This is a genomic window from Mesorhizobium sp. M0854, assembly GCF_040319815.1.
Lineage (GTDB): Bacteria > Pseudomonadota > Alphaproteobacteria > Rhizobiales > Rhizobiaceae > Mesorhizobium.
On sequence record NZ_JAMYOL010000016.1, the window covers coordinates 20,416 to 37,947 of the forward strand.

Here is a 17,532-nt window from a genome sequence, read left to right on the forward strand (position 1 = left end):
CCGTTTCGAAGTCGCGCTTTGGAAGCCTGGCCTTAGAAGTCCATGCCGCCACCGCCGGGCATGGCCGGCGCGGCAGCTTCCTTCTTCGGCTTCTCGGCCACCATCGCCTCGGTCGTCACCAGCAGGCCGGCAACAGAGGCGGCACCCTGGAGAGCAGTGCGCACGACCTTGGCCGGGTCGATGACGCCTTGACTGTAGAGGTCGCCGAACTCGTTGGTCTGCGCGTTCCAGCCATAGCCGAACTCGCCCGTCTCGCGCAGCTTGCCGACGATGATCGAACCTTCGGCGCCGGCATTCTCGGCGATCTGGCGCACCGGCGCTTCGATGGCGCGACGCACGATGTCGACACCGGTCTTCTGATCGGGATTGTCGACGACGACGTTATCGAGCGCCTTCGCCGCTCTCAGCAGCGCCACGCCGCCGCCGGGCAGGATGCCCTCCTCAACCGCCGCGCGTGTGGCGTGCATGGCGTCGTCGACGCGATCCTTGCGCTCCTTGACCTCGATCTCGGTCGAGCCGCCGACACGGATGACGGCGACGCCGCCGGCGAGCTTGGCCAACCGCTCCTGCAGCTTTTCGCGGTCGTAGTCGGAGGTGGTTTCCTCGATCTGCGCCTTGATCTGGCTGATGCGCGCATGGATTTCATCCTTGCGGCCGGCGCCGTCGACGATGGTGGTGTTCTCCTTCTCGATCAGCACCTTCTTGGCGCGGCCGAGCATCTCCAGTGTGACGTTCTCGAGCTTGATGCCGAGGTCCTCCGAAATCGCCGTGCCGCCGGTCAGGATGGCAATATCCTCCAGCATGGCCTTGCGGCGATCGCCGAAGCCCGGTGCCTTGACGGCCGCGACCTTCAGGCCGCCGCGCAGCTTGTTGACGACCAGCGTCGCCAGCGCCTCGCCCTCGACGTCCTCGGCGATGATCAACAGCGGCTTGCCGGATTGCACGGCGGCTTCGAGCACAGGAAGCATGGCCTGCAGGTTGGACAGCTTCTTCTCGTGGATCAGCACATAGGGTTCTTCGAGTTCGACGCGCATCTTATCCTGATTGGTGATGAAATAGGGCGAGAGGTAGCCACGGTCGAACTGCATGCCTTCGACCACTTCCAACTCGGTCTCAGCGGTCTTCGCTTCCTCGACAGTGATGACACCCTCATTGCCAACCTTTTCCATCGCCTCTGCGAGGAAGCGGCCGATCTCGGCATCGCCATTGGCAGAGATGGCGCCGACCTGAGCGATTTCGTCGTTCCTGGTCACCTTGCGGGCATTGGATTTCAGGTCGGCGACCACGGCGTCGACCGCCTTGTCGATACCGCGCTTCAAATCCATCGGGTTCATGCCGGCAGCGACCGCCTTGGCCCCTTCCCTGACAATGGCCTGAGCAAGAATCGTCGCGGTCGTGGTGCCATCGCCTGCGGTGTCGCTGGTCTTCGAAGCAACTTCGCGGACCATCTGAGCGCCCATGTTCTCGAACTTGTCCTCGAGCTCGATCTCTTTTGCCACCGTCACGCCGTCCTTGGTGATGCGCGGCGCGCCGAACGATTTGTCGAAGACAACGTTGCGGCCCTTGGGACCAAGCGTCACCTTCACCGCATTGGCAAGCATATCGACACCGCGTAACATCTTCTCGCGGGCTTCGGTATGAAATTTCACATCTTTGGCAGCCATTGGAACACTCCTCGATAGGCAGCTTTTCGTTGACTGGAATGCTTGTTCAGGCCCCGCTCAGGCAGCCTTCTTCATCTCGCCCGTGGCTTCGATCACGCCCAGCACGTCGCTCTCTTTCATGATGAGCAGATCCTCGCCATTGAGCTTGATCTCGGTGCCGGACCATTTGCCGAACAAAATGCGGTCGCCGACCTTGACGTCGAGCGGCTGCAATTGGCCGCTGTCGTCGCGCGCGCCCGGACCGGCGGCAATGACCTCGCCCTCCTGCGGCTTCTCCTTGGCGGTGTCGGGGATGATGATGCCGCCCGCGGTCTTTTCGTCGACCTCGATGCGGCGGACCAGGATGCGGTCATGCAATGGACGGAACGCCATGTCGTTCTCCTCTCGGGACAAACAGATTTTCGAACATCCTCCTGACCGGACCGGCAATATCGGCCCGGCACGGGGTGCGCGATCTCTTCTTAAGGCATCGCGCGCATACGAACTAGTCGCGCTTTTTTCAGCTTTCAAGAGGATCATGCAAAAATTTTAGCACTCGACACCTGAGAGTGCCAATACGCTGTAATTGTTCGCACATTCGCCGTTTCCGGCGCGATGACCCGGCCGGATTTCCAAATCTGTCCGTCTCCTGAGCCGCTTGCCGGCGGCTGGAACCTATGTGGAAGGCGAGGCGTTTTGCAGACCGAGGTTCATTGGGAAAGGAAGGATTGCATGACCAGCAGGGACTTTCAGCTCCAGATGCAAGGGTTTGGCCTCACCACGGCGGAGATCCACTACCGCCTGCCCGATCATCGAAGCCTGCTTCAGCTCTATATCTGGCAGGAATACGATATCGCCCCTGATTTCCCGACGCTGAAGCATTTCCTCGATTTCTGGGAGCGCGAGATCGAAGGCCCGCTGCATTCGGTGCGCGTGGCTCATCACCGTCTGATCCAACCGTCCGAATGGCGGGCCGTAAATGGCATTATCACCGTCCACTGAGGAGCAAGCCGATCTGCCGCCAGACAGCAAACAAAGTGCCTCCGAAGCGGGGGAGAGGGGTAGCTGACTCTCCCCCACTTTGTTTTGGATCTCACAATATCGGAGGGCGTCCGGACTAGCCGGCGTGGTCGACAGGCTTGCGGGCCGCTGCGAGCAATCCAGCCTTGCGCGCCGCCCTGACGAAGGCCTTGCGCGCATCACGCGCGGTGCGCCAGCCGTCGAGCGCGTCGCGGCAGGTCCGATAGGCGGCGCGCCAGCTCCGGCCGCGTGCACGGTCCGGCCACTGCTGGCGCATGCATTCGATGGCTTCCCAACTGCTGGCGACCTTGCGCTCGCTGGATTGGAATTTCAACGTGATCGGCTCGGCGAAGCGGACGTCGTCCATCACTTCCTCCTTGTTTTCTGATCGTCTTCTTGTTTGAGCAAGCAACGTTATGCTGGCGGCACCGGCGGCCGGCCGGCGCCGCTGAAGGACATGGTTCGTCCCTTTGCGCGGTTCAAGAGCATCGCGGCAGCAGCCGGTTATTCCTCCTCGTCCGGCCCTTGCAGCAGTTCGATCAGCGTCGCTACCCTTGCCGTCGGCAGCGGTCGGCCCTCGTTCACCAGCGCCTCGTCGGCGGCGATCCAGGCCAGGGCCTCGCGCAATTCCTGGACCGTCCCGTCCGTCGCCGCAATGTCGGCGATCACGGCTTCGTCGACCGGGCCCAGCACAGAAATGATCTCGTCGCGTGTCATGGTCAGCTCCATCTGCGAGTGCCGGGAACGGGCCCGGCAACACAAGAAATCTGGGTCTTGACCTGCTGCAGACAATAACCGGCCGGGGAAGTCAGCGTTGGCAATTGAAACCAACAGGCAATCTCCTGCCGGACATCTCCCCACTTGTGGCGAGATTGGTAGCCTCGCCGAACCGACCGAAAACCGGCCCGAAAAACCGGCAACGCGAGAGCCACCGGGTCTTGACTTGCGGCGGACAATAACCAGATCGAAGGCACCGGTCGCCGAAATGGGGCCGGCGGAACCAGGGAGCGCCAGCTCTTTGGCGCCCCTCGTATCTATGTTGCTCGATGGAGGATGTAGCTATGAGAACCGCATTCGACTTTTCCCCGCTCTATCGGTCGAGCATCGGCTTCGACCGCGTCTTCAACCTGCTGGAAAATGCTCCGCAGGCCTTCGACGCCTGGCCGCCCTATGACATCGCGCGCAGCGGCGAGAACAACTACCGCGTCACCATCGCCGTAGCCGGGTTTTCCGAGGACGACCTCGAAATCACCCATGAACCCAACCTCCTGATTGTCTCCGGCCAGCACAAGGAGCCGGACAACGCGGAGTATCTGCATCATGGCCTCGCCACACGGCCCTTTACCCGCCGTTTCGAGCTTGCCGATCACGTCAAGGTCGCAGGCGCCTCGCTCGACAGCGGCCTGCTCAGCGTCGATCTGGTACGTGAGGTGCCCGAGGAGATGAAGCCTCGGCGCATCGCCATCGCGACCGATGTCGCCTCGCCGAAGACCGGGCCGAAGGTCGCGCAGGGCGAAGCAAACAAGCAGGCTGCCTGAATGCACCAGTCGAGAAAGGAGACTATGCAATGGCTATTCGTGATCTCATTCCGTGGGGCCGGGAGAACAATCAGCCCCCCAGCCTGTTCCGCAACGGCGACGGCGATCCCTTCCTGACGCTGCATCGCGAAATGAACCGCCTGTTCGACGAGGCGTTCCGCGGCTTCGACACGAGGATGCCGTCGCTCGGTGGCTTCTCCGCTGCCCGCGCCAGCTGGCCGAGTGTCGAAATCTCCGATAGCGAAAAGGAGATCCGCGTCACCGCCGAGATCCCCGGCATGGACGAGAAAGACGTCGAGCTGCTGCTCGATGACGGCGTGCTGACGCTGCGCGGCGAGAAGCGCGAAGAGACCGAGGACAAGGACAGGCAGTTCTCCGAACGCTTCTATGGCCGTTTCGAGCGGCGTATCCCGCTCGGCTACGAAGTCGACGAAGACAAGGTGAACGCCGCGTTCCGGAACGGTGTGCTCAGCGTGACGCTGCCCAAGACGGAGCGCGCCCAGGCAAAGGCCAAGCGTATCGCCATCACCGGCGGCGACGGCAAGTCCTGACGGCTCGTAGGACGACGTCCCTTCTGCCTGTCGGTTCCGGCGGGCAGAAGCGGGCAAATGTCGATGACCCGTTCTCCCGACGCTCCGGTTCCGCCTGACCAGGCGCAGCACGCCCTGCAGTGCCTGACGACCGAGCATTTCGTGCTGCAAAACGCTCGCGCCGCGACCATTCAGGAAGCGAACCAGAGAGCCGATCTGTTCCTGACCTCGGTCTCAAGCGCAACGATTGCCTTGTCCTTCGTCGCGCAGGTCACGGAGATGGGCAGGCCGTTCGTGTTGTTCAGCCTGATCTTGCTGCCTTGCCTTTTCTTCATCGGACTGGTCACCTTTGTGCGCGCGGTGCAGGTTGCCATCGAGGACATGGTGCATGCCCGCGGCATGGCCAGGATCCGCCACTATTTCGTCGAACTGGCGCCGGTCCTGCAAAGATACCTCGTCAATTCCACGCATGACGACCCCTCGGCGGTGCTGGTCGACAAGGGCCTCAGACCCTCGCCGCTGCAATATTTCATGACCACCGCGGGGATGGTGGGCACGATCAACGGCGCCATTGCCGGCGTCTTCACCGGCATCGTTGTTAAGTCCGCTTTCGGCGGGGGCATGTCGCCCGGCGTGATTTGCGGGCTGGCGGTCTTCGCGACATGCATTCTCATCCTGCGGCGCTATCATAGTCGCGCCTGGGCGGCGGCCGAAGAAAGCTTGCCCGCACGGTTCCCGGGCGACAATGGCAGGGAAAGCTAGCGCCGACATATCCGGATGTCGAAAAGTGGCAGGGCGCCGCCCTTGCGTCTTGCGCGCCAATTGACCATCCTCGCCAACATCATTTGCACCGCGGCCGGGGGGTTCGCATATGCCGACGCTTTATGCGCTGAAACCGGCCTTCCAGGCCAGGCTGCGGCCGCTTGCCGATGGCCTGGCCAGGGCCGGCGTCACCGCCAACCAGATCACACTGCTGGCCGCTGCCCTCTCGCTCGCCGCCGGCCTTGCGGTGGCAGTCCTTGCAGGCCATCGCGCGGTCTTTCTGCTGATGCCGCTCGTGCTGTTTACGCGAATGGCGCTGAATGCCATCGACGGCATGCTCGCAAGGGAACATGGCCAGGCCTCGAAGCTCGGCATGTATCTCAACGAGCTCTGCGATATGATCTCCGACCTCGCTTTGATCCTGGCATTTGCCGTCATTTTTCCCGCCTGGGGTGTCGTTGCATTTGCGATCGCGGCTATGATCACTGAGTTCGCCGGCGTGCTCGGCATCGCCGCCGGAACCGGGCGCAACTATGCCGGCCCGTTCGGCAAAAGCGACCGGGCGCTGGCGCTCGGCATCCTCGCCGTGCTTATCGCGTCCGGCCTGTGGGTCCCGGCGCTCACGCCGCTCGTGTTTCCGGCCATGGCTACACTCTCGCTGGCGACCGCCATCAACCGGATATGCAGCGGCCTTAACGGGAGCGGCAGCTGAATTCCGGTCTCGCCAGGGAGAACAACATGCTTCACCAACAGACGGTTGCCGCAGTGGCTTCAGCCAATATCGAGCGGGTGGCGCAGGAGCGCAGCTTCAAGAGCCATGACGGCACCGAGATCTTCTACCGCTATTGGCCGGCGCTGTCGGAAAACCGCAAGGGCGCCATCCTGCTGTTCCATCGCGGCCACGAGCATGGCGGCCGCATGGCGCATCTGGTCGACGAGCTCCAGATGCCCGACCACGCCTTCTATGCCTGGGACGCGCGCGGCAATGGCCGCTCCGCCGGCGAACGCGGCTATGCGCCATCGTTTGCCGCACTGGTGCGCGACATCGATTGTTTTGTGCGCGAGATCGGCAGCGACGGCTTTGCCCGGCGCGATATCGCGCTGATCGCGCAATCCTTCGGCGCCGTGCTTGCCGCCGCCTGGGTGCATGATTACGCGCCCGACATTCGCGCCCTGGTGCTGGCCTCGCCGGCCTTCTCGGTCAAGCTCTACGTACCCTTCGCCAAGCAGGGCATTGCGTTGTGGCAGAAGCTGAAGGGCCGCTTCTTCGTCAATTCCTACGTCAAGGCGAAATTCCTGACGCATGACCCCGAGCGCATCGCCTCCTTCGACGCCGACCCGCTGATCACCCGGCCGATCGCCTCCAACATCCTGGTCGAGCTCTACGATCATGCCGCGCGCATCGTCGCCGACGCCCGCGCCATCACCGTGCCGACACAGCTTCTGATCTCCGGCAGCGACTGGGTGGTGCGGCATGGACCGCAGCACGAATTCTTCGTCAATCTGGCGAGCCCGGCCAAGGAGCGGCACGTGCTGCCCGGCTACTTCCACGACACGCTGGGCGAGCGCGACCGCCACAAGGCACTCGACCTGATCAGGCCCTTCCTCGAAAGCCAGTTCGCGGCGCCGGAAGAGCCGGTCGACCTGACCGGGGCCGACCGTGCCGGCTACACGCGCGACGAGGCCGACCGGCTGGCCTCGCCGCTGCCGCTGCTGTCGCTAAGGGGGCTCTACTGGGCAATCAGCCGCGCCTCGATCCGCATGGGCGCCTGGCTGTCATCCGGCATGAAGACAGGGATTGCCACCGGCTTCGATTCCGGCTCGACGCTCGACTACGTCTACGAGAACGAGGCGCGCGGCATCAGCCCCATTGGCCGCATGATCGACCGCACCTTTCTCGATGCCGTCGGCTGGCGCGGCATCCGCCAGCGCAAGCTGCATCTGGAGGAGCTGATCGGCAGCGCCGTTGAGACGCTGAAGGCCGCCGGCCGGCCGGTCCATATCGTCGATATCGCCGCCGGCCATGGCCGCTACGTGCTCGATGCCGTGCAGAAAGGCGCGGCGCCGCCGGCAAGCGTGCGGCTGCAGGATTTCTCCGAGCTCAACGTCTCGCTCGGCCGCAAGCTGATCGCCGAGCGCCAGCTGCCGGCGACCGTCTCGTTCCATCGAGGTGACGCCTTCGACGCCACGCTGCTGGCCGGGCTCGACCCGGCGCCGGATCTCGCCATCGTCTCGGGGCTCTACGAATTGTTTTCCGACAATGCCATGATCGCCCGCTCGCTCGGTGGACTGGCCAGCGCCATGCAGCCCGGAAGCCTGCTGGTCTACACCAACCAGCCTTGGCATCCGCAGCTCGAGATGATCGCGCGCAGCCTGACCTCGCACCGCGGCGGCCAGGCATGGGTGATGCGCCGCCGCACGCAGACCGAGATGGACCAGTTGGTGGCGGCCGCCGGCTTCGAGAAGCTCGACCAGCGCATCGACCAGTGGGGCATCTTCACCGTTTCGGTCGCGCGGCGCGTCTGAGCATGGACCTGCCTGCCTCTGCCTCACCTCGCGATGCCGCTGCCCTTCCGGCCTTGCCGCGCGAGCCGTATCCCGGGATAGTCCTGCGCGCCGCATTGTGGCTGTCATTTCTGGCGCCGTTCTTCTACGCCACCTACGGCTTCGCCAATTGGCTGGCGTCGCGGCGCGACGACGTCGGCAGCATCGTCTTTGGCTGGGAGCGCGGCATCCCGTTCCTTGCCTGGACGATCGTGCCCTACTGGTCGATCAACCTGTTCTATGGCTTGTCGTTGCTGTTGAACAATTCGAAGAGCGGCGTCGACCGCCTTGCCGGCCGCTATCTGACGGCGCAGATCGTCGCCGTCGCCTGCTTCATCCTGTTCCCGCTGACTGCGACGTTCGTGCGCCCGCAGACGAGCGGCCTGCCCGGCTCCATGTTCGCCGTGCTCGGGGGCTTCGACAAACCGTTCAACCAGGCGCCGTCGCTGCATATTGCGCTGCTGGTCATCATCTGGGACCATTGGCGTCACAGATTGACCGGCATCGCCGGCGTCGCCTGGCATGCCTGGTGTTTCCTGATCGGCGCCTCGGTGCTGACGACGTGGCAGCACCATTTCATCGACATTCCGACCGGCGCGCTGCTCGGCCTTTTCGCGCTGTGGCTGTTTCCGCGCGACGGCGCCTTGCCTTTCGCCGGCTTCCGCCTGACCGCGGACCCGAAAGCGCGGCTTCTGGCGCTGTTCTATGCGCTTGGCGCAGCCTTTGCGCTGGCCGGCGCTGCTGCCGGCGCATTGGTCTCGGCGCTATGGCTCATCCTGTTGTGGCCGGCACTGGCGCTGGCCATAGTCGCTTTCGCCTATGCCGGCGCCGGCGCCAAGGTGTTCCAGAAAACAGCCGATGGCCGCGTGTCGCTGGCCAGCCGTCTTCTGCTTTGGCCCTACCGGGTTGCCGCCAAGGTCAATGTGTGGGCATGGACGCGAAAGCTTCCGGCGCAGATCGTCATTGCCGACGGTGTTTCCCTTGGCCGTTTTCCGACCGCCGCCGAGGCCGACGCCTTTGGCACGGTGATCGACCTTGCCGGCGAATTGGAACGGCCGCGTGGCGCCTCGATCCACTGGATGAGCCTGCCCATGGTCGACCTTTTGCCGCCGTCTCGCGAGGCGCGTGCGCAAGCGGTGGCGGCGATCGAGACAGCGCAGAGCAAGGGCACGGTGCTGGTCTGCTGTGCGCTCGGCTTCCAGCGCAGCGCCGCCGTCGTCGCCGAATGGCTGGTCGCCAGCGGCCGGGCCGCCACGCCGGATCAGGCGCGAGGCAAGCTCGCTGCCGCCGGCCGGCCTGTGCATCTTGGCATGGACGCGGCGACATGACCGCTTTTCGAGATAAGGCCGAGACGTTCGCCGCCGGACTGATGGTGCAGGTGGCGTGGCCGCTGCTGTTGATTGCTGCTGCCTTGCTGGCGGCACCGGTCATCGGCCTGGCGACTGCGCCGCAAACATCGTCGCTGTCCGCGGCGGCCTGGCTGATCGCCGCCGCGGGTGCCATAGCCACAATCATTCTCTCGGCCCTGCTTTTGTTCGACGCGCTGCTGTTCCGGCTGATGGCCAGCCACGCCAGCGAAGCAGGCGGCGCTGCGGCGATCGACGACGTGCTGGCGCGCATGCGGCTGAAACCCACGGCGGCCGGTGGCCGCTCGCTCGACCAGCGGATGGCCGGCACGCGCCGTCTGCTCGCCAAGCAGCGTATCGCCTTCAGCCTGTTCGCGGCGGCCTCGGTCGTCGCGGCATTCTATTGAGCCCGTCCATGACAAAGCTTCGCGTCAGCACCTATACCCTGCTGCAGACGGTGACCTCGGTCGGCCTGTCGGCACTGGCCTGGGTGGTCACCGGCGTGCGGCCGATCTGGAACGGCAGCCAGCCGTCGGACCGGCAGCGTATCTACTTCGCCAACCATGCCAGCCACGGCGATTTCATCCTGCTGTCGGCCTGCCTCAGCGAGAAGGAGCGCGCCCGTACCCATGCGGTGGCGGCCGCCGATTATTGGAGCAAGACGCGGCTGCGCCGTTTCATTGCCGAGGATATGCTGTCTTCCGTGCTGATCCACCGGCAGTGGACGGATGAAACGCAGCACCCGATCTCGATCATGCTGTCGGTGCTCGACCAGGGCCATTCGCTGATCCTGTTTCCCGAAGGCACGCGCAACATGACCGACGAACCGCTGCTGCCGTTCCGCTCTGGCCTCTACAATCTGTCGATGGCGCGGCCCGATGTCGAGCTCATCCCGTGCTGGATCGAGAACATGTCGCGGGTGCTGCCCAAGGGCCAATTCGTGCCGGTGCCGCTGCTTTGCCGCGTCGTCTTCGGCGCGCCGATCGCCATTCAACCGGGTGAGGAACGCCGCGCCTTTCTCGACCGCGCCCGCGAAACGCTGCTGGCGCTGAACCCCCGGCCGCAGCGAGACGATTGAGGACCAAGGCAAAATGCTGCCGATGATGCACGAAACCCTCATTCTGATTGTCGGCCTGCTGGCGGTGCTGATCAGTGCCAGCGTCGTCGCCGGCGTCTTGTCATGGCGCGCGCCAAAACCGTTGTCGCCGACGCTGGTCAACCTCACCCAGCGCATCAATGCCTGGTGGGTGATGGTGGTGGCGATCACCGTCGCCTTCTTCTTCGGCCGCCCCGGCATGACCATCCTGTTCGCGCTGATTTCCTTCGCCGCGTTGCGCGAATTCGTGACGCTGACGCACAGCCGCCGCAGCGACCACTGGGTGCTGCTCGGCATGTTCGGCATCGTCATCCCGTTCCAGTACTGGTTGGTGTGGACCGCCTGGTATGGCCTGTTCACCATCTTCATCCCGGTCTACTGCTTCCTGCTGATGCCGGCGATCACCGCGCTGCACGGCGACACCGAACGCTTTCTCGAGCGCGTCTCGGCGCAGCAATGGGCGGTGATGATTTCGGTCTACTGCGTCAGCCACGTGCCGGCGCTGCTGACGCTCGAGGTGCCAGGCTTCGAAGGCCGCAACCTGTTGCTGATCGCTTTCCTGATCATCACCGTGCAAGGCAGCGACGTGCTGCAATATATTTTCGGCAAGCTGTTCGGCCGGCATCTCCTGGCGCCGACGGTCTCGCCGTCGAAGACCTGGGAGGGGCTGGTCGGCGGGCTGGCGGCGTCGAGCCTGCTCGGCGCGCTGCTGTCGTTCCTGACGCCGTTCTCGCCGCTGCAGGCAGCCGGCGTGGCCTTCATCGCCTGCCTGATGGGCTTCCTTGGCGGGCTGGTCGCCTCGGCCATCAAGCGCGATCAGGGCGTCAAGGACTGGGGCCATCTGATCGAAGGCCATGGCGGCATGATGGACCGTGCCGACAGCCTGGTCTTCGCCGCTCCGGTTTTCTTCCATACGGTGCGCTATTTCTGGACTGTATGAAGGTTGGCGCCGTTTGCCGCGGCGGATGGTTCAGCGCGATCTTGCGAAGATAACCTGATCCGTCTCGTTATTACCACTTTCGCGAAAGCGGTAATAACCCGACCTGCCGCGGTCTTCGCCGCGCTCATTTTGCCGCGGCGAGCGGCTCTTTCTTGCGCGCCGGCGTGAGGCGGCGCATGCGGCGTTTGGCGGTGGTCTTCAGCGCCACCGGCGGAGCGCTGGACAACGCACCGAGCACCGCGCCGACCATGCCATGTGCGACGAAATCGGCGTTGATCTCGTTGGCCAATCTGGCATCTGCCTCCTGGTTGTCGCTGTCGGCTTCCGACCACAACACGATGCCCACTCGCAACCTTGGTTTGGTGCGTTTCAGCCGACGGACCAGGAACCGCCCGTGCTTGACGGAATCCCGGTTCAAAAATCCGATGACGACACTATCGACGGCGTCGAGCTCAAGGCGGCGAATGCTCCCCGGTTCCATCTCGGCGAAGCTCGCTCTCAACACCGTAGCGCCCTGGACTTCGAGCACCTGGGCCAGCATGGCGGCCGCCGCGTCGTCGAGTTCGCCGCGCCCGCCGGCGCACAGCACCGACATGCCCGTGCCATCCGGCAGTTCGGTGTACTCCTCGCCCTGAACCTCCCCCTGAACGTGCCTGTCCTCGCGTGAGCCGTTGTCCTCGGCCGCGGCCGTGTCGTCCGCTTCCGCCTCCTCCTGCGCGCTGTCGTCGAGGTTCGCCACCATCGTCAGCGCGCTGCCCGCGACCTGCTGTCTTTGCTCGTCGCTCAGCACACCACGCACCCGGTCCTGCTCGCCGAGCAGAAGTGCGGGAATCGCGACCTTGTCGTAGAACTCGACCAGATATTCTTCGTCCAGCATCTCCTCGGCATGGTCCGTCGCTTCCTCGGGATCGCCGGCCAACAGCCGCTGGTAAAGCCGGGCGTGAGGTTCGAGCACGGGTTCGTTGCCGAACAGAACGTCGAGGAATTCGAACTGCGGCACATGGCGGCCGAGCACGACGAGGCAGACCGTGAGCGGCGTCGACAGAACCAGGCCCAATGGCCCCCAGAGCCAGGTCCAGAATATCGCCGCAACGATGATGGCCAATGGCGACAGCCCGGTGCGCGAGCCGTAGAGCCAGGGTTCGATCACGTTGCCGGTGATCAGTTCGACCACGACGAAAAGCCCTGCGGTCCAGAGCACGAGCGACCAGCCGGGCGCCACGGCAAGCGCCAGGAACAGAGGCAACAGCGTCGCGATGACCGGGCCGATATAGGGAACGAAGCGCAGCGCCAGCGCCAGCAAACCCCACAGCAATGGATTGGGTATGCCCAGCAGCCAAAGTCCAATTGCAATCGGGACGGCATAGACGATGTTCACGACCAGTTGCATGAGCAGATAGCGGCCGACGCGCTTGCCGGCATCCTGCAGCGCCTCGGTGGTTCGATGCAGATCGCCATAGCCGACGAGGCGTATGAAGCGATCGCGCAGGTCCTCCCGCTCGAGCAGCATGAATATGACGACCACGACGATCAGTCCGGCCGATGCCAGCGGGCTCAGCAGCGGGCCGATCAGATTCTGGAGGACCTCGAGCGGTCGTTCGCGCGCGACGATTTCGACCGGGATCGGTTCCCGCGGAGGCTGATCGGCGGCGGGTTGTACGGGCTCGGGTCTGTCGAGTTCCTGGCCGACGCGTTCGATCACCCGGCTCAATCTGGAAACGATGCCGCCGCCGACGCCGGTTTCCTTGAGCGACCGGACCTTGGTCAGGATATTCGCCTGGTAGAGCGGAATGTTCTGCGCCAGTTCACTGACCTGCGTGGCGACGATGAAGGAGAACAGCGCCAGCACGGTGAATGCGCCGAGCACACTGGCGATCACGGCCGGAAGACGCGGAATGCCCGCTCGCTTGAGTGCCGACACCATGGGCACGAGCGCAAAGGTAAGCAGCAGCGCGATTGCGATCGGCAGAAAGACCTCGCGCCCGAAATAGAGCGCCGCGACGGCCGTCACGACCGACGCTACGCTGGGCAACGATGTGCGCGGAAGCGCCCTGGCCGCGGAAACGATGCCCGCCCGCCGGGGCTCCGACAGGTGCGCGTCGTTTCGACGATTTGCCGCCACTTGATACCTCCGCTCCGCCGTCGCCATGATCGGGCATATTGAGCCGGCCTGCAACTTCGCAGCGTCTCACCCAGCTGGACGCCGATTGCCCTGGTCGGCAGCGCGGCAAATTCAGTCATGGTAGAATTTTTTGCATTAATGACGTCACGGGCAATCCTGTTCCATGTCTGCGCCAGAACGTGGAACTTTTGGGTCAAAACACCGTTCCTTCGTAGATCGCTGATGGACAACCTCAAAGCAGCAGCTCAGGAGGAATGATCATGAACTTCAAGACGCTTTGCATGGGCGCGATGGCCCTTTCGATGATGACCGGCGCAGCGCTTGCCGCCGGTGCCACTGGCACTTCGGCGCTCGACGATCCGCAGAAAATGACGCCCTTCTTCACCGACGCCGGCATGAAGACCATGAAGTCGGAAGCCGAATTCAAGGCGGCATGGATGGCCATGTCCACGAGCGACCGGGCCATGATGTTGAAGGAATGCAGCGACGCAGGCATTGCCAAGATGCATGCCGACTTCTGCAAGATGGCCAAGCAGCTCAACAAGTAACCGTCGGCTTCTTGCCAAGCGAAATGGGGCCAAGCGAAAGGGCGGGCGGCCCTTTCGCGACCTTCCAGTCCGCACTCATACCGGCGGGTGCCTAGCCATTTGAAATCGCGACGCCGGCCGGAGCGGCAATGACATTATGGTCCAGGGGCACCGTCTGCTTGCAACCTGGGTTTTCCGGTCGGCCGTTCCCGCATAGTATTGGCGGACGGCCCGCTTGACGCTTGACCCCGCTTGACGCTTGACCCCGCTTGACGCTTGACCTTGTCGCCGAGCGTGGGATAGGCCGGGGACTGGCCCGACCACCTCCCACCGGAGTCCCACGAAAGACCTGCCATGACCGACGCGATCATAAGAGACAGCAATGGCACGGCGCTGCACGAGGGCGACTCCGTGACCCTGATCAAGGATCTCAAGGTCAAAGGCACGTCGGAGACGATCAAGCGCGGCACGTTGGTGAAGAATATTCGCCTCACCGGCAATCCCGGCGAGATCGAATGCAGCACCAGGCAGGTGAAGGGCCTGGTACTGAAGACCGAGTTTTTGAAAAAGGCGTGATCGCCTCGGCACCCTTCGCTTCGCTTCCATATCAGTGGCTCTCGAATCGCTCGTGTGAGTGAACCGCCCACGCGAGGAACTGGAGGAGCCGCGCCCTCCCCCTATGTTGCACTGCGTTAGATTTGTTGCATTGCAATATCGTCGCATCGGGTCGAGCCTCTGCGAGGTGGGCATTCCTTGCATGAGGTGATTGTGTCGGCATCATTTCGGCCTGACATCGAAGGGCTGCGCGCGCTGGCGGTGGCGGGTGTCATCGCCTTCCATTTTGGTCTGTCCGGCCTGCCCGGCGGCTTTGCCGGCGTCGACATCTTCTTCGTCATCTCCGGCTATCTGATCACCCGCCACCTGGTTACGGAAATCACCGAGACCGGGCGGCTGAACCTCTGGCGCTTCTACGCCCGGCGCGCCCGGCGCCTGTTGCCGGCGGCACTGTTCGTCATCCTCGCCACGCTGTTCGCGGGTTACTTCATCCTGTCGCCGGAGGAACAGGCGCTTTACTCGAAAGGCGCCATGTTCGCCTCCGCCTACATGATCAACCTTTGGCTGATCCGCTGGTCGTTCGACTATTTCGCCGCCGACGCCACCAACAACCCGTTCATCCACTTCTGGTCGCTCTCGGTCGAGGAACAGTTCTATTTGGCATGGCCGGCGCTGCTTCTTGCCGCCGCCTGGCTGCGTCCCGGCAAGCGCGCCGCTATAATCGTCATCGGCGTCGCCGGCGCGGCCTCCTTCGCCGCCTGCGCCTGGCTGACGGAAGTGTCGCAGCCCTGGGCCTTCTATTTCTCGCCGCTCAGGGCCTGGGAATTCGCCGCCGGCGGCCTCGCGACCATGGCGCCGGCAAAGATCTGGCGCGACCGGCCGCTGCTGGCCACGCTCCAGGCATGCCTCGGTCTGGCGCTGATCGCCTGGGCCTATCTGATGCTGGACGAAGACTCGCCGTTTCCCGGGGTGAATGCGCTGGCGCCTGTTGTCGGCACCGTGCTGCTGCTGCTCAGCGGCAGCGGCGGCCGCAATCTGCCGAGCGCCCTGCTGGCGCTGCCGCCCATGCAATGGTTGGGCCGGCTGTCCTATTCGCTTTATCTCTGGCACTGGCCGGTCATCGTCTATGCGGCGATGGTGGTTCCCAGCCTGTCCATCCTGGACCGCCTTGCCTGCGCGGCGCTGACGCTGTTTCTGTCGATGTTCACCTATCATTTCATCGAGAACCCGATCCGCCGCAACGGCTGGCTGATGGCCGGAGCAGCGCGGGCGCTGGTGCCCGCCGTCGCGCTGACCGGCGCCGGCGTGGTCGCGGCCTATGGCAATGCGCGCTTTGCCGAGCACAATCTCAGCCCCGAACAGCACGTCATCGCCGACAGCGCCGCGCAGCTCTCCACTGTGCGCGCGAGCAATGGCGGCTGCGTGCTCGATTTCGAGACCGTCAAGCCAAAACCCTGCATGTTCGGCCGCAAGGATGCCCAGCGCTCGGTCGTGCTGTTCGGCGACTCGCATGCCGACCATTGGTCGACGCCGCTGATCAAGGCGGCCGAGAAGAACAACTTTCGCGTCGTCACCTTTCTCAAATCCTCCTGCCGGGCTTCGCGGGTGACGACCTGGAACTGGCGGCTGAAGCGCGACTACACCGAATGCGACCAATGGCGCGAGCAGTCGGTCAAGGACATCATCGCGCTCCACCCGCAACTGGTGGTGATCTCGGAGTTCTCGATCGGCAATGTGATGAAGGAATCGCCCGAGGAGTTGAAGCACGCCGACTGGCAAGCGCAGTGGCGGACGGGCCTCACCTGGACGCTTCAGGCCTTCAGCCAGGCCGGCATCAAGGTCGCGGTCATCAGGGACGTTCCCTACAATGCAAGCTACGCCGACAAATGCGTGGCGCGGGCGCTGTGGCGGGGCCAGACGCCCGCGACATGCGACACGCCCCGGATCATGGCGGCAAACGACGACATCGCCACCATCGAGCGCGATATCGTGCGCTCGACACCGAACGCTGCTTACATCGACATGACCGACCGCTTTTGCGACCAGACCACCTGCCACGTCTTCATCGACGGCAAGCTAGCCTTCCGCGACCGCCACCACCTGGCGACGCCCTTCGCCGAAACGCTGGAACCAGCAGTGGAGCGGGCGCTGTTTTCGGATGTGATGGCGGCGAGGTAGGGGGAATCGGATCGGTCGGCGCTCACGCCGAAAAGCCGCGGTTAGCATTGTGTAGTTTTGATTGCGGCGGCTGTCTCCCGACCTGTCGAAGTCTATGGCAATCGGCGTCGGCCTGTGGCACATAGAATGCATTTTTAAAGGCACTCGAGGAGCACATTTGAGCTCATCAATTCGATCTCCCCGATCGTTAATGATGTCGAAGGTTCGGTCGCGAGATACCGCGCCTGAAATCAAAGTGCGAAGACTGGCTCACGCGCTTGGATTTCGCTTTCGACTTCACCGTCGCGACCTTCCCGGCACCCCAGATCTAGTGTTTCCTCGACATAGGATGGCGGTCTTCGTCCATGGTTGCTTTTGGCACCGACATGAAGGCTGCAGTCGAGCCTCGATGCCATCGAGCAATGTCGATTTCTGGCTTGCTAAGTTCGAACGGAACCAGTTCCGAGATGCTCGCGCGCTTGAGTCTTTGGAAAGAATGGGATGGCAAGTTCATGTGATCTGGGAATGTGAAACACGGTCTGATGATCGGCTCCGCGAGATTCTGATTGCTTTGTTGGCGAAGGGTCAGTCCACGACGCCAGAGGAATTGAACCAGCAACGAGAAAAATTGGTCCAAGCTTGGTTCATCTCTCGAAAAAAGTCGATTGCAACTAAAAAGAGTGCTAAGCTTGATTTGGAGCGGCTACGTGAGCCAACTTTTTAACGACCGCCCGTGAAGGCAATTACGGAGC

Annotated in this window: 19 protein-coding genes; 14 read left to right on the forward strand and 5 right to left on the reverse strand. The window is 63.5% G+C overall.

The window, feature by feature from the left end; translation table 11 throughout:
* Nucleotides 1-32: 32 nt before the first annotated feature.
* Both groL and NKH99_RS22065 read right to left on the reverse strand, forming a co-directional pair.
* Nucleotides 33-1,664 (reverse strand): chaperonin GroEL, encoded by a 1,632-nt coding sequence (groL, locus tag NKH99_RS22060; RefSeq protein WP_352472117.1) that lies wholly within the window; start codon nt 1,662-1,664, stop codon nt 33-35.
* A 57-nt stretch (nt 1,665-1,721) separates the two neighbouring features.
* Nucleotides 1,722-2,036 carry a co-chaperone GroES gene (locus tag NKH99_RS22065; RefSeq protein ID WP_352457303.1) on the reverse strand — a complete coding sequence of 105 codons (315 nt, stop codon included), beginning with the start codon at nt 2,034-2,036 and terminating at the stop codon, nt 1,722-1,724.
* Between the two features lie 339 nt (nt 2,037-2,375).
* Here NKH99_RS22065 and NKH99_RS22070 point away from each other — a divergent pair, with 339 nt between their 5' ends.
* Nucleotides 2,376-2,645 carry an usg protein gene (locus tag NKH99_RS22070; protein WP_352457304.1) on the forward strand — a complete coding sequence of 90 codons (270 nt, stop codon included), beginning with the start codon at nt 2,376-2,378 and terminating at the stop codon, nt 2,643-2,645.
* Between the two features lie 115 nt (nt 2,646-2,760).
* Here NKH99_RS22070 and NKH99_RS22075 read toward each other — a convergent pair whose 3' ends face one another.
* Nucleotides 2,761-3,030, reverse strand: coding sequence for a DUF982 domain-containing protein (locus tag NKH99_RS22075; protein ID WP_352541165.1), 270 nt, complete (start codon nt 3,028-3,030; stop codon nt 2,761-2,763).
* A 137-nt stretch (nt 3,031-3,167) separates the two neighbouring features.
* Entirely contained in the window at nt 3,168-3,392 is a 225-nt protein-coding gene (locus NKH99_RS22080; protein WP_031211480.1) for a hypothetical protein, read from the reverse strand.
* Between the two features lie 332 nt (nt 3,393-3,724).
* On the opposite strand from NKH99_RS22080, the gene NKH99_RS22085 reads away from it, so the two are divergent.
* From NKH99_RS22085 to NKH99_RS22125, 9 genes are all read left to right on the forward strand, one after another.
* On the forward strand, nt 3,725-4,201 hold the full coding sequence (locus tag NKH99_RS22085; RefSeq protein ID WP_353015518.1) for an Hsp20 family protein: 477 nt from the start codon (nt 3,725-3,727) through the stop codon (nt 4,199-4,201).
* 29 nt (nt 4,202-4,230) lie between these two features.
* Complete coding sequence (locus tag NKH99_RS22090) at nt 4,231-4,752, forward strand: Hsp20/alpha crystallin family protein (RefSeq protein ID WP_353015520.1); 522 nt, start codon at nt 4,231-4,233, stop codon at nt 4,750-4,752.
* A 63-nt stretch (nt 4,753-4,815) separates the two neighbouring features.
* Nucleotides 4,816-5,493 carry a hypothetical protein gene (locus NKH99_RS22095; protein ID WP_352775650.1) on the forward strand — a complete coding sequence of 226 codons (678 nt, stop codon included), beginning with the start codon at nt 4,816-4,818 and terminating at the stop codon, nt 5,491-5,493.
* A 109-nt stretch (nt 5,494-5,602) separates the two neighbouring features.
* Nucleotides 5,603-6,205 (forward strand): CDP-alcohol phosphatidyltransferase family protein, encoded by a 603-nt coding sequence (locus NKH99_RS22100; RefSeq protein ID WP_353015522.1) that lies wholly within the window; start codon nt 5,603-5,605, stop codon nt 6,203-6,205.
* A gap of 26 nt (nt 6,206-6,231) precedes the next feature.
* Nucleotides 6,232-8,019, forward strand: coding sequence for a bifunctional alpha/beta hydrolase/class I SAM-dependent methyltransferase (locus NKH99_RS22105; RefSeq protein WP_353015524.1), 1,788 nt, complete (start codon nt 6,232-6,234; stop codon nt 8,017-8,019).
* Nucleotides 8,020-8,021: 2 nt separating this feature from the next.
* Nucleotides 8,022-9,365, forward strand: a complete 1,344-nt coding sequence (locus tag NKH99_RS22110; protein WP_353015526.1) for a phosphatase PAP2/dual specificity phosphatase family protein — start codon at nt 8,022-8,024, stop codon at nt 9,363-9,365.
* Nucleotides 9,362-9,790: a hypothetical protein gene (locus tag NKH99_RS22115; RefSeq protein ID WP_353015528.1), complete on the forward strand. Its 429-nt coding sequence runs from the start codon at nt 9,362-9,364 to the stop codon at nt 9,788-9,790. The genes NKH99_RS22110 and NKH99_RS22115 overlap by 4 nt, the downstream gene beginning before the upstream one ends.
* 8 nt (nt 9,791-9,798) lie before the next feature.
* On the forward strand, nt 9,799-10,461 hold the full coding sequence (locus NKH99_RS22120; RefSeq protein ID WP_031211476.1) for a lysophospholipid acyltransferase family protein: 663 nt from the start codon (nt 9,799-9,801) through the stop codon (nt 10,459-10,461).
* 22 nt (nt 10,462-10,483) lie between these two features.
* A complete protein-coding gene (locus tag NKH99_RS22125) occupies nt 10,484-11,419 on the forward strand; it encodes a phosphatidate cytidylyltransferase (protein WP_023675663.1) in 936 nt (311 codons plus the stop codon).
* Nucleotides 11,420-11,543: 124 nt separating this feature from the next.
* Here the strand turns inward: NKH99_RS22125 and NKH99_RS22130 are convergent, their stop codons facing one another.
* A complete protein-coding gene (locus NKH99_RS22130) occupies nt 11,544-13,541 on the reverse strand; it encodes an AI-2E family transporter (protein ID WP_352969806.1) in 1,998 nt (665 codons plus the stop codon).
* Between the two features lie 260 nt (nt 13,542-13,801).
* On the opposite strand from NKH99_RS22130, the gene NKH99_RS22135 reads away from it, so the two are divergent.
* From NKH99_RS22135 to NKH99_RS22150, 4 genes are all read left to right on the forward strand, one after another.
* Entirely contained in the window at nt 13,802-14,089 is a 288-nt protein-coding gene (locus NKH99_RS22135) for a hypothetical protein (RefSeq protein ID WP_352501220.1), read from the forward strand.
* A gap of 333 nt (nt 14,090-14,422) precedes the next feature.
* Nucleotides 14,423-14,644: an alkylphosphonate utilization protein gene (locus NKH99_RS22140; RefSeq protein WP_023675660.1), complete on the forward strand. Its 222-nt coding sequence runs from the start codon at nt 14,423-14,425 to the stop codon at nt 14,642-14,644.
* Nucleotides 14,645-14,836: 192 nt separating this feature from the next.
* On the forward strand, nt 14,837-16,801 hold the full coding sequence (locus tag NKH99_RS22145; protein WP_353015530.1) for an acyltransferase family protein: 1,965 nt from the start codon (nt 14,837-14,839) through the stop codon (nt 16,799-16,801).
* 94 nt (nt 16,802-16,895) lie between these two features.
* A complete protein-coding gene (locus NKH99_RS22150) occupies nt 16,896-17,504 on the forward strand; it encodes a very short patch repair endonuclease (protein ID WP_353015532.1) in 609 nt (202 codons plus the stop codon).
* Nucleotides 17,505-17,532: the final 28 nt, after the last annotated feature.